The following is an 11630-nucleotide window of genomic DNA, read 5'->3' on the forward strand; positions in this document are numbered from 1 at the left end:
AACGTTTTCGCGCGGCCCCGCGAGTCCGGCGTATGGAACGACGGGTCATCGCCGGTGCCGCCGCGACGCTGCTGGTCGTCGTCGCGGGCGCGGTCGCGAACTTCGCCACCGACGGCGACCTCGTCGTGGCCGTCCTGCTCGCGGGGATGGCCGGCGGGCTCGTCACCGGACTGCTCTCGCGGTCCGGCGGGCACGTCGGCGCGGGCGCACGGGCGGGCGCCTACGGCGGCGGCGCCGGGTTCGCGCTGTTCCTCGTCGTCGGCTCCGTCCAGACGGTGGTCGGCGGCGACCTCTCCGTGCTGTACATCGGCGTCCAGTCCTTCCTCGTCGCGGTCCTCGTCGTCCCGCTGCACGCGCTGCTCGGCGCCGGCGGGGCGGCGATGGGCGTCGCGATCAGGCGCGCCGCGGGGCGGGAGACGGGGCTATAGCGCCTCGCCGTCGGGCCTCGGTAACGCGCGCAGCTCCCGCGGCGGGACGAGCCAGTTGCCGCGGTGCTTCACGAAGATGTACCGCAGGATGCCGTTGTTGACGCGCTGGCGGATCGCCGGCGTCTCCGAGACGACGTCGGCGGCGTTCATCGCCTCGCGGACGGCCTCGAACGTCGAGATCTCCCGCTGGAGGCTCGGGAAGTGGAGGCTGGCGACGCCCGAATCCGTCGACTCGACGTGCCGGCGGAGCGTGAGGGCGTTGCCCTCGTCGTCGCGGTTGGCCTCGGCCATCTTCTGGGCGTGGCCGATGGCGCCGCTGGAACGAGCCGCCTCCACGAGGGCTTCTCGGGAGGTCGGGGCGACGCCGCTGTGGCTGCCGACGTTGTCGCCGACGCCCTCGACGGCGCCGACGCTGTCGGTGCCGAACAGTTTCTTGACCATGTCGTCGTGGTCGTTCTCGCCGTACCAGCGGTCGAGCCGCTGCTGGAGGGCGGAGACGTGCTTGGTCGTCCCGCCGGCGAAGGGGCCGTCCTGCAGCGTCACGCGTTCCTCTGTGGCCTGGTTGCCCCGGAAGCCGGCGTCGAAGCCCATGAACAGCTTCGCCGCCTCGGGCACCTCCGCGTCGTCCGGGATGCCGTCGACCTCGTCTTGCTTCTCGGCGGGCTGGCCGCGGCCGATGAACCCCGAGCGGCGGTCGGCGACGGTCGCCGGGAGGGCCGCGGCCTCGACGCCGTTGGCCGTCTCGCGCTCTCCGAACAGCGCCTCCTCGGCCTCGAGGACGACGTCGGCGCGGTCGGAGGCGAGGTGCAGCAGGGCGTCCTGCTCGTCGAGGTCGGGGTCCTCGAAGTCCGAGAGCCGGCGCGGTGACGGGAGGTCGACGCCCTCGGGCGCGGCGCCGTACCGCTGGAAGTACGCCGGCGAGTAGCCGATCGAGTACAGGAGGCCGGCCGGCGAGCGCTCGTAGGCGCGGTCCAGGACCGCGAGCGCGTCCGCGACCCGCTGGCGGTCGTCCCCGGTCGGCTCCCCGTCCGCGTCGAGGTCGAGGTAGAGCAGCGAGTGGTGCTTCGGGAGGATGTGGTTGCCGTGGTCGTCGGTCGCCAGCGTCTCGTTCCAGGCGTGCTGGCGGCCGGGGAGGTCGGCGGGGTCGTCGACGCCCGAGGGGACAGGCTCCTCGTCGTCGCTCATCTCCAGGCACGCCGAGAGGGCGGCGGCGCCGCCGGTCGCCACGGCGGCCTTCAGGAACCCACGTCGGGTCGGTGCGTACCGGCGGGTCATCTCGCGGGGGTAGGTCGCGGACGGGGTTGGGGGTTTTGGTTCCGGAGCCGACGAGCCGGACCGCCTATCGACCGTCGGTCGCGACGTCGAGCCGGCCGGCCGTCGCCGCCTCCAGGTCCGCTGTCGCGGCGTCGACGACCGCCTCCGCGGTGAGGTCCGCCGACTGCCACGGTGGCAGCCGGGTGTCCGCGCCCGGCGGCTCGATGGTACCGGCGTAGGCGTCGACCTGCCGCAGCTCGTCGACGCGGTCGTAGGTCAGGTCGTTGAACGCCGCGTCGAGTTCGTAGGCGTCGACGAGCCGCGCGGCGGCCGTCCGGTAGCGCTCCGCCAGCCCATCGTAGTCCGGGGCGCCGCCGTTGTCCTCGACGGCGCGGAACAGCGCCGCGGCGACCTGCTCGGACATGTCGGAGAGCCCGCTCGGGCCGGTCACCGTCCGGTGGTCGTGCTCGTGGACGCCCAGGTCGACCTGCGCGGTGCCGTCGGCGCCGACCAGCCGGTAGGCCTCCCCGAGCGTGCCGACCTCCAGCCCCCAGCCGCGTTGAACACGCAGTCGGCGGGCCAGCGCCCCGGTCGTCGCGAACTCCCCGGCGAGGGCGTAGCGGAACGCGCCGAGGTAGTCGACGACGGCCACGTGGTCGCCCGCCGACAGCGCCTCGACGAGCGGCCGGTAGAACAGCCGGAACAGCCGCCCGTAGAGCCGGTCGTTCTCGACGCGGGCGTAGTACCCCTTCGAGAACGCGTGGCCGTGAGCCAGCGGGAAGAGGAGCTTCGGGACGTGCCGCTCGTCGTAGGTCTTCGCGTCGGCGTCGTGGACGACGACGTAGTCGCTGTCGCTCGCGACGCCGAGCGCCAGCCAGACGTCCCGGCCCTTCCCCCGCCGGCCGTCGATCCCCGCCCTCGAGAGCAGCCGCGCGAGTTCGGGGCCGTCACACCACAGCACCTCCAGCGGCAGGTCGAAGCCGTCGAGCCACGCCGCCACCTCCCCGACCCGCTCCGGCGAGGCGCTGAGCGGGACGACGACCCGCCCGGGGTCGACGGCCTCCAGCGCCGAGAGCACCCCCTCTGCGGCGGGGCTCGCGTGCTCCCGCTCGGTCATCGGCACGACCACGGCCGCCCGGTCGGTCGGCGCCGGCGGCGCCGCCTCGCCGAAGTCGTGCAGCGTGGTCACCCCCTCCTGTACGTACTCCATCTACCCCCATAGAGAGGACTCCCCTCGAAAAAGGCCGTCGTTCCGGCAGCGCGTGCGGTCCGTATAAACCACCCTGACGAGTGAGGGAGCAGCGTTTCCGCCCGCCGCCACCTCTATCGACGCGATGAGCCTCACCCTGACAGCGTTCGGCATCGGCGTGCTCGCCGCGACGGGGATCGTCGCGATGCTGGTCGTGACGCTCGCGACCGACCGGCGACTGTGGCCGCCGGGCGAGCGGTCGGCCGCCTACTACGGCCACTGGTCGCTCGTCTGGATCTTCAACGGCGCGCTGGTCGCGACGGCGTATCTGGACTGGAACGAGTGGGTGCTGCCGCGCCCGTCGTCGTTCGTCGCCGGTGCAGTCCTCGCCGGGGTCGGCGCCGCGATCTTCGTCCGGAGCGCGGGCGTGATGGACTCCGCGGAGACGATGGGCGTGACCGGCGACCTCTACACCGACGGCCCGTACGCCTACAGCCGCAACCCCCAGTACGTCGGGATGATCGTCGGTATCGCGGGGTTCGCGCTGCTCGTCGACTCCCGGTACGTCGCCGGCCTCGCCGCCGCCCACGTCGCCTGGGTGCTGTTGCTGCCGCGTGCGGAGGAGCCGCACCTCCGCGCGGAGTTCGGCGAGGCCTACGAGCGCTACGCCGAGCGCGTCCCGCGGTTCGTCGGCCGGCGGACGCTCCGGCGGTTGCGCTCGCAGGCGTCGACGTGATCAGGAGGGCGTCTCGCCGGGTTGGCCGCCGGTCGGCAGTCGCCCGGCGCGGTGGAGGACGTACAGGCCGACCGTGGTGAGACCCACGATGGCGGCCAGCCCCCGGTAGGCGGCGGTGTAGCTGACGCCGGCGGCGACCACCCAGCCGACGCCGCCGCTGCCGAGCGCCTGCGCCAGCATCATCGCCGCCGAGAACAGCGCGTAGGCGCTGGCGCGGTTCTCGTCGGGGATCGACGCGAGCATGTAGGTGTCGATGACCGGGAACAGCGCGTGGATGACGTAGCCGACGACGACGCTGAGCGCCGCGACCGCGAGCAGCCCCTCGACGAGCGTCAGCGCGACGACCGACGCCGCGAACCCGCCGATGATCGACAGCAGCAGCGGGACGTTCGGCACGCGGTCGGCCAGTCGGCCCGAGACGAGGAAGGCCGGGACGCCGGCGGCGAACATCAGCGACAGCAGCGACCGGCCCGTCGACTCGTCGATGCCCTTCTCGGCCGCCAGGTAGGGCCCGTAGAGGTTGAACAGCCCGTTCCAGAGGAAGCCGGAGACGCCGACGATGACGACGCCCGTGAGGATGATCCGCCACTGCGCGCGCAGCGCCACCAGCAGGCTCCTGTCGGCGGCACCGGCGTCTGGCAGCGGCGTCCGCCGCGCCGCGACGACCATCACGACCGTCGTCGCGAGCGCGACCGCCGACAGCGCGAGGAACGTCGTCCGCCAGTCGCCGACCAGCAGCACCGCGCTGACCCCCAGCGGCGCCCCCACGGCGGCGACCTGGCTGGCCATCCCGTGGAAGCCGACGGCCCACCCGACCCGCTCGGGGTACAGCTCGGTGACCAGCGGGTTCGCGGCGATGAAGTACATCCCGCTGGAGACGCCCATCAGGAACGCGCCGACGGTGAGCCACCACAGCGACGGCGCGAACGCCGTCCCCGCCGACGTCGCGACGAGCAGCAACCCGGTCGCGGTGACGACGTAGTGGCGGGGGACGCGGGTCAGCAGGTAGCCGGTCGGCAGCCGCGGCGCCGCGCTGCCGAGCCACGCGGCCGTCGGGACGACCCCTAGGGCCGCCGGCGCGACCCCGAGGTCGGCGGCGACGGGCTGGACCAGCGGCGCGAAGACCACCCGCGCGAGGTTGACCAGCGCCACCATCACGCAGAGCGACCCGAACAGTTCCCGGCGGGACACGCCGGCCGTTCGCGGGCCCCCGGTTTGAACGAATCGAACTCGGCGCGGCCCGCATCACTCCCGTCGTTCTTCTCGCGAAATGCTCGTCTCGCGGTTCACTCCGTCCACCGCTCGACCACCCGAGACTCCTCGCTACGCTCGGAGTCTCACGCTCGCTCCGAATCGCGCTACTCGTGCTTCCGTTCGGCCTCGACCACGCGCGGCTCCTGGGGCAGTTCGGTCACCAGCGTGCTCAGCGCCTCCTCGCCGAGCAACTGGTCGCCGTTCCGGTAGCGCTCGGCCACGTCGTTGACGCGCTCGCGGATCTGCGCCTCCCACTCGCCGTCGTACTCGAGGTCCATCTCGTCGGTCACCCGACCCGTCCGGCCGTCCGCGTCCTCGAACGTCACTATCATCGACCCGGGATACGGCCCTACGAGAGTTGTAGACGTGGGGTAAAGAGTTTGGTATGCGTTATCGTCAGACAGGTAGGGCCCGAACGGGGATGGGGCGTCAGCCTACGTTTAGACCGCGTCCGGCGACCTCGCTACTCGAAGACGCTGTCGAACGCCTCGGCCCCCATCGGCGAGAACGTCCCGGCTGCGACGTTCTCCGCGACGTGGTCGGGCGAGCCGGTGCCGACGAGCGCGCAGGTGACGCCGGGCGCGCTGCGCGCGAAGTTTATGGCACGCTGGGCGGGCGTGTCGCCGGCCAGTTTCGCCTCGACGGCTTCGGGAATCTCGCCGGTTTCCGCGAGGTCGCCCTGCAGGATCGACGCCGAGGTGAACACGTCCAGGCCGGCCTCGCGGGCGAACGACAGCGCGCTCTGCGGGCCGTCGGCCCCCTCGTGGACGTCGAGGGTGAACGCGTCGGCCATGTGGACGTTGAACGGTAACTGGACCGCCCGGAAGTGCGTCGCCGTCGTGCCGGCGCGGTCCGACGCCGCGCGGGCGCGAGAGACGACCTCGGACAGCGAGAGGTGTTTGTCGTGGTCCGGCCGGACGCGGAAGGCCTCCCAGGTCGCGACGCCGTAGTGGCGGAGGTCGCCCGCCGCGGCGCGCTCCTCAAGCGCCGTGAAGGTGTCCTCCAGCTTGTCGTAGACGGTCTCGCGGTCGAACCGCGCGAGCTGGGCCTCCGGGTTGTGGACGTAGTAGAGGTCGACGGTCTCGAGGTCGAGGTTCGACAGCGAGCGGTCGAGGCTCCACTCCAGGAAGTCCGGCGCCAGCGAGTTGCCCATCACGAGGTCCTCGGGGTCGAGGAGTCCCGACTCGACGAACTCCTCCTCGACGTACGCCGCGGCGTCGGCCGGCCGCTCGCCGTCGAACGGGACGAACCCGCCCTTCGTGGCGACCAGGACGGCCTCGCGGTCGACGTCGGCGTCGTCGATCGCTCGACCCACGGTCCGCTCGGAGCGCTGGTGGCGGTAGTTGACGGCGGTGTCGACGACGTTGACGCCGCTCTCGAGGGCCTCGACGACGGCGTCGTGGTACCGGTCGTCGGCCTCGTCCGTGGCGTCGCCCAGGTAGGTCCCGACGCCGACCGAGGAGACCAGGCAGTCGGCGAACCGCCGGAAGTAGGTCCGCGCGAAGGACTCGTGGAAGCGGTCGCGGTAGGCCCGTGTCGCCCGTTGGGTCGCCATGTCGGTCGGCTACGCGGCTGGGACACAAAAGCGCCGGGCTCGCTACAGTTCGCCGTTCATCGCCGCGAAGAGCTGCGACTGCAGTTCGGGGTGGGAGCCGCTGGTCGACGCCGCCGACAGCGGCGCCTGTCCGGCGCCCATGCGTGCGTGGCCGCCGCCGCTGGCCTCCGGGATCGACTCCAGGGCCGCCGACAGCGTCCGCCCCATGTGGACCCGGTCGTCCTGGGAGCGCCCCGAGAGGTGGAGCAACCCGTCGCGTTCGCCGGTGACGACGGCGACCGTGACGCCCTCGAGGCGGACCAGCTCGTCGGCGGCCGCCGGCAGCGCGTCCCGGTTCGAGATCTCGCCGACGTGGCTGACGAGGAACGACCGGTCCACCTCGCGCTCGGAGATGGCCCGCGCCTTCACGTCCAGCGTCTCGCTGTCGACCTGCGGGTTCGCGATCCGCTCGAGGGAGTCGGAGTCGGCGTACGGGAACAGGTACGCCGCCGCCGCGAACTCCGCGTCTGTACACCCGCGGGTGAAGGACGTCGTGTCCGACTGGATGCCGTACAGCAGCGCCGTCGCGAGCGTCGACGGCATCCGCTTGTCCTTCCCGCGCGCCTTGCCCCAGCCGCGCTGCTGGAGGTACTCCGCGAAGATGCCCGAACACGAACCCCTGGTGGGCCGGACGTCGGTGAACGCCGTCCCATCGCCGTCGCCCGGGTGGTGGTCGACGACCGCGTACGGGACGATCTCGTCGGCGCCGGGGAAGCCGCGGGGCTCGTTGTGGTCGACGAGGACCACCTGGCTGGCCGCGAGCTCGCTGGCCCGCTCGATGTTCTCGAAGTCGCAGTCCAGCACCGTCTGGAACGCACGGTTCTCCGGGTGCCGGATCTGGCCGGGGTACTGGACGACCGCCTCGGTGTCGACGGTGTCGGCGAGCGCCTCGACGGCCATCGCCGACGCCATCGCGTCGGGGTCGGGGTTCGGGTGCATCAGCACGGCGACCCGGTCGCGGTCGGCCAGCGCGGTGACGAACCGGTCGGCGGGCGTCGTGCGGATGTACCGCCAGATGACGCCCACGACGAGCGCCACGACCAGCCCCAGTAGGAGCAGGACGATGATCAGCGGGAGTTGCTCGCTGGCCCCGCCGATGGCGCGCTCGCCCACAGCCGCCGCTTTCCCGACGGCCTCGTTCATACCGTGTCCTGTTCGCGGGCCAAGGTAAGAACCTTCGGACGTCGACTACCGGCTCAGTCGTCCCGGTCCCGGAAGGCCTCGACGGCGGCCCCGTATCCCGCCCGATACGTGGGGTAGCGGAACTCGTAGCCCAGTTCCCGCAGGCGATCGTTCGAACAGCGCTTGCTCGTCAGGATGCGCCGTCGCGCCGCCTCGGAGAGGTCGTCCTCGAGGCGCTCGTCCTTCGTCCGCTTCGGCGGTCGCTCGACCCCGCACTCGTCGGCCAGCCAGTCCGCGAACGCCCACTTCTCGACCGGTTCGTCGTCGACGGCGAGCAGCAGGTCCTCGTCGGTCGACTCGAGCATGAACCGCACCACGCCGGCGGCGTCCTCGCGGTGGATCATGTTCAGGTACCCCTCGGTGACCGGCCCCTCGAGGTACCGCTCCAGCCGGTAGCGGTCGGGACCGTACAGCCCGGCGAACCGCGCGACCGCGCCGTCGATGCCGTGCTCCGGCGCCTCCTCGCGGGCGACGCGCTCGGCCTCGGCCAGGACCCGCGTCTTCTCCGTCGTCGGGTCCAGCGGCGTCGACTCGTCGACCCAGTCGCCGTCGTGGTCGCCGTAGACGCCGGTACTCGAGGTGTAGACGAGTCGCTCCGGCGGGTCCTCCCGCGCGCCGAACGTCTCGAGTACCGTCCGGAGCCCCTCGACGTAGACCCGCCGGGCCGCCTCGGCGCCGCGGCCGCCCGACGACGCCGCGAACACCAGCGCGTCGACGTCCGGAACGCCCTCCAGGTCGGCGGAGTCCGTCACGTCCGCCTGCACGGCCTCGGCGCCCGTCTCCTCGACGGCTGCGATTCCGTCCGCGGAGCGCCGCACGCCGACCACCTCGTGGTCGTCGGCGAGCTGGCGGGCGAGCTCCAGTCCGACGTAGCCGCAGCCCAGGATGGCGACCCGCATGGTCACTTCTTCGACTCGATGAACTGGTGCAGCAGCGCGAACTCCCGGAGCGTCATCGGGAACCGCCCCTCCACCTTCGACTGGATCTCGCGGGCCTCCAGTTCACCCTCGATCCCCGACTCGACGGCTTCCACGTCCAGCACCGCGTTCGTCATCCCCATCAGCAGCGCGTCGCGGGACAGCGTCGCGATGTCGTCCGCGGACGGCATGCCCTCCTGGACGGCCAGGATCGACGCCGCCTCCTCCAGTTCGAGTTCCGGTTCCTCACCGTCCAGCAGCGCCTGCAGCGTCGCCTCGTCGACCGCCGACGATGCAGCGACCTCGTCGACGCCGCGGGCCTCGATTGCCTCGACCAGCTCCGCCTCGTAGCGCTCGTACAGCTCCGCCGGCGTGTGCTCGCCGGGTTCGTCGGCGACCTCGTGGAACATTTTTTAGTATGAATCCGATTTCTTGAATCCGCAATCCGCGTCGTTTCTCCGCACCGATGCGACTCTGATACCTGGAGATTGCACGCTTTCAGGTAAAAAGAGTCGGATGCACGGTCGTCAGCATCAGTCGACTGGTTTCACATAGAGTTCACCGAATCCGTATTTCGAGTGGGTTCCGACTCGGAGGATGCCCTTCTTCGCCGTCTCCACAGGTCGATCGCCTTCGTATCGCACGACCTGTCCATGATCGACGGTCTGTAACCGATAGACCTCCCGTTGTTCGAGGACCTTCTCTTCACGCTCCCGAAGATTATCACGTGATCCGTTCCACCACCAGGGGACCGGCTGGTTGTCCGCGTCCGGATACTCGGACTCCAGCACGAACGGAGTGGTCAGTTCTAGCAGGAAGGTCGAATGGCCGTCGAGTCGCGAATAATCCAGTTCGTCGAGATCGACCATCTGGCTCTCCTTCAACCGCGTAACCCCGTAGCCATAGTTCCGTTTCCCGCCGAACTGGAGACCATCTAAAGCAGCTTCGTCAACCGGGAGAACGTCCTCCTCATCTGCGTGGAGATAGGCGCTGATGTACCACGTCGTCGTCTCTTGCTGTTGTCTGGCCTCCGGCGGTTTCCCCATGACCGTCTCGTGAGTCAGCGCGGGATGGCCGCTCTGCACACGGACGTCGTGTGTGTTCAATGCATCTCGCGGGCGAGAGTCCAGAAGCCACGGGTGAGAGGGCCGCCGGAACAGGAATAGGTCGTCATAGGATTCGACCGCTGGGAGTCCTGTTCCGAGGTACGGCCGAGTGCCACTCTGAGAGTGGTCCGCAGGGAATGTCCCGAACTGGCCGGGGACGAACATCCCGTGGCTCGCATGGAGATGCTGATGGACATCACGGGGGAGCTGTTGCCCGAGGGCGTGCAGGATGGCGTTCCCACTCACGTAGTACGGATGCCCGATGTAGTCCATCTCGAGTTCCCAGTGAATCTGTTGGATGCAGGTCACTGGTCGTATGCCCCCTGGAAGTCCTCGATATACTGCAGCGCAGTCGACCACGCGCCGATTCGCCGCAGGTTCGAATCAAGCACTCTGTCGTACCTACTGTGCGCAACCTCCAGCGGGTGGGCAGTCAATCGAGACCACGTCGTTGCCCACGACCGCCACGGCCGCGACCCGAGTCGAGCGGACGGTCTCCTCCCAGGTGAAGCGGTGATTCGTAGAGCGAATCGCTCACCCCGGTAGATAGTTCGATACTGAACGATCGCGTCGGGGGGATCGACGACCAGCGAGAGGTCGTCGAACTCGTAGCCACGTCGGTAATTGTCCACGAGAGCGGCGACGAGTAACGTGTGGTACTTGAGCGACGTGTAGGGGTAGTACACGCTCTCGTTGAACGCCGAGGCCACGTCGCTGGTTAGCCATGCCTCGTGGAGGGCTTCGGCATCGGATTCAGTGACGAGGCTCTGCACAGCCTGCTCAATGCGCTCTCTGCCGAACCGGTCGGAGTCGCACCGACTCTCGCCGTCGACGAGCGACAACCGATAGTGGGTCTCGTGATTGTCGACGGTCGGCGAGGGGTTGCCATCGGGCCGTGAGAGGCTCGCTGCATCACTGTCAGCACCGAACGGGACCGGCTGGTTTGCCGGAACGCCTGCGAACAACTTGGGCGCGTCGTCGTGTGGTGTCCCGAGGAACTTGTGGACATCGTGCCGATAGGCCTCCGTCAGGATCCCGGTATCACCGTCTTCCGCAGTGTAATCGATCGATGGCTGCTGGTCCATCTATGACCACCCCTCGAGACGTTGCTGAAGAGCCTCGACGTAGGTGGGCCGATACTCGTCGGCCCACGTCGCGTCTTTCTCGTCCATCGCCGTCGTGGTGTCCTTCCCACGGTCGAATACGCGCTTCAGTTCGTGTTCCTCGTACAGGGGGTTAACGAGGTCACAGTCGACGATACCAGCGCCGAAGTTTCGAGCGCCGCCCAGCTGGTGCATGAAGTCCGTCTGATGGTCGTCGAGGTACTCGATCGCTTCGGCGAGCAGGCCGACGAACTCCGGTTTCAGTTCTCGGAAAGAGAGATGCCAGCAGCCGTCGAGATTGGCGACAGCGTCAAGCTCGGTGTTCCGTAGCGGTTCCCGATTGTCGTCCCGGTTACGGCTGACGACGTTTCGATTGAGTCGGCGGTAGTGCCCTTCGGCCTGCCCGCGCGTGTAGTCGACGCTCGAGCGGACCGGACTGAACTGGATCGGTCGACGCATGAACTTCCCCGGGCGGTTCTCGAAGCCACCGAAGAGGTCGAGAATGACGCAGATGTCGTCGACGTCCATCTCCTCGGCACACGCACCTTTCTCGTGATACCCGTCGTCGAGATCGCGCTCGTAGACGGCCTGTTTCCTGAAGTCCGCATTGGACTCCCCAGGGTGACAGACCGTTACGCCGTATCGCTGGACGACCTGTTCCATCCCGTGTCGGAGCCAACCGGACAGCGGGAAGGCCGGGATGATGCCTCCGACCTGATTCTGTGGGTCGTCGGCATCGTAGTTCCCGTTCGACGCGTGGTGGCGGTCGGTCATGATATAGTCACCGACCACCAGCAAGTCGGTCTGGATGCGAACGTAGACGTCGTGATCTAGCTTCATTTTCTCTTGCAGAGTGGAGTTCTTCAC

General features: G+C 69.4%; 13 protein-coding genes. 2 read left to right on the forward strand and 11 right to left on the reverse strand.

The features are described from left to right. Positions 1–32: 32 nt before the first annotated feature. Positions 33–428 carry a hypothetical protein gene (locus HWV07_RS14595; RefSeq protein WP_178335012.1) on the forward strand — a complete coding sequence of 132 codons (396 nt, stop codon included), beginning with the start codon at positions 33–35 and terminating at the stop codon, positions 426–428. Here the strand turns inward: HWV07_RS14595 and HWV07_RS14600 are convergent. Together HWV07_RS14600 and HWV07_RS14605 are read right to left on the reverse strand one after the other, a co-directional pair. Beyond that, positions 423–1703 (reverse strand): DUF7405 family protein, encoded by a 1281-nt coding sequence (locus tag HWV07_RS14600; protein ID WP_178335013.1) that lies wholly within the window; start codon positions 1701–1703, stop codon positions 423–425. The genes HWV07_RS14595 and HWV07_RS14600 overlap by 6 nt on opposite strands. Positions 1704–1767: 64 nt before the next feature. Then, positions 1768–2892 (reverse strand): glycosyltransferase family protein, encoded by a 1125-nt coding sequence (locus HWV07_RS14605; protein WP_178335014.1) that lies wholly within the window; start codon positions 2890–2892, stop codon positions 1768–1770. 124 nt (positions 2893–3016) lie between these two features. On the opposite strand from HWV07_RS14605, the gene HWV07_RS14610 reads away from it, so the two are divergent. Continuing rightward, entirely contained in the window at positions 3017–3607 is a 591-nt protein-coding gene (locus tag HWV07_RS14610; RefSeq protein ID WP_178335015.1) for a methyltransferase family protein, read from the forward strand. On the opposite strand, the gene HWV07_RS14615 is transcribed toward HWV07_RS14610, so the two are convergent. From HWV07_RS14615 to HWV07_RS14655, 9 genes are all read right to left on the reverse strand, one after another. After that, a complete protein-coding gene (locus HWV07_RS14615) occupies positions 3608–4798 on the reverse strand; it encodes an MFS transporter (protein ID WP_178335016.1) in 1191 nt (396 codons plus the stop codon). 167 nt (positions 4799–4965) lie between these two features. Next, complete coding sequence (locus HWV07_RS14620) at positions 4966–5193, reverse strand: hypothetical protein (protein WP_178335017.1); 228 nt, start codon at positions 5191–5193, stop codon at positions 4966–4968. Positions 5194–5324: 131 nt separating this feature from the next. Then, positions 5325–6416 carry an aldo/keto reductase gene (locus HWV07_RS14625; RefSeq protein WP_178335018.1) on the reverse strand — a complete coding sequence of 364 codons (1092 nt, stop codon included), beginning with the start codon at positions 6414–6416 and terminating at the stop codon, positions 5325–5327. Between the two features lie 42 nt (positions 6417–6458). Then, the gene (locus HWV07_RS14630; protein ID WP_178335019.1) at positions 6459–7598 is read right to left on the reverse strand and encodes a DHH family phosphoesterase; all 1140 of its coding nucleotides are present in this window, start codon (positions 7596–7598) and stop codon (positions 6459–6461) included. Positions 7599–7651: 53 nt separating this feature from the next. Then, positions 7652–8536 (reverse strand): SDR family oxidoreductase, encoded by an 885-nt coding sequence (locus HWV07_RS14635; RefSeq protein WP_178335020.1) that lies wholly within the window; start codon positions 8534–8536, stop codon positions 7652–7654. 2 nt (positions 8537–8538) lie between these two features. After that, on the reverse strand, positions 8539–8964 hold the full coding sequence (locus HWV07_RS14640; protein ID WP_178335021.1) for a DUF5791 family protein: 426 nt from the start codon (positions 8962–8964) through the stop codon (positions 8539–8541). Between the two features lie 123 nt (positions 8965–9087). Further along, positions 9088–9969, reverse strand: coding sequence for a hypothetical protein (locus HWV07_RS14645; RefSeq protein ID WP_178335022.1), 882 nt, complete (start codon positions 9967–9969; stop codon positions 9088–9090). Further along, a complete protein-coding gene (locus HWV07_RS14650) occupies positions 9966–10745 on the reverse strand; it encodes a DUF8168 family protein (protein WP_178335023.1) in 780 nt (259 codons plus the stop codon). The genes HWV07_RS14645 and HWV07_RS14650 overlap by 4 nt, the downstream gene beginning before the upstream one ends. Further along, positions 10746–11603, reverse strand: coding sequence for a hypothetical protein (locus HWV07_RS14655; protein WP_178335024.1), 858 nt, complete (start codon positions 11601–11603; stop codon positions 10746–10748). It abuts the gene before it with no gap. Positions 11604–11630: the final 27 nt, after the last annotated feature.

It is taken from the genome of Natronomonas salina (assembly GCF_013391105.1).
GTDB lineage: Archaea > Halobacteriota > Halobacteria > Halobacteriales > Haloarculaceae > Natronomonas > Natronomonas salina.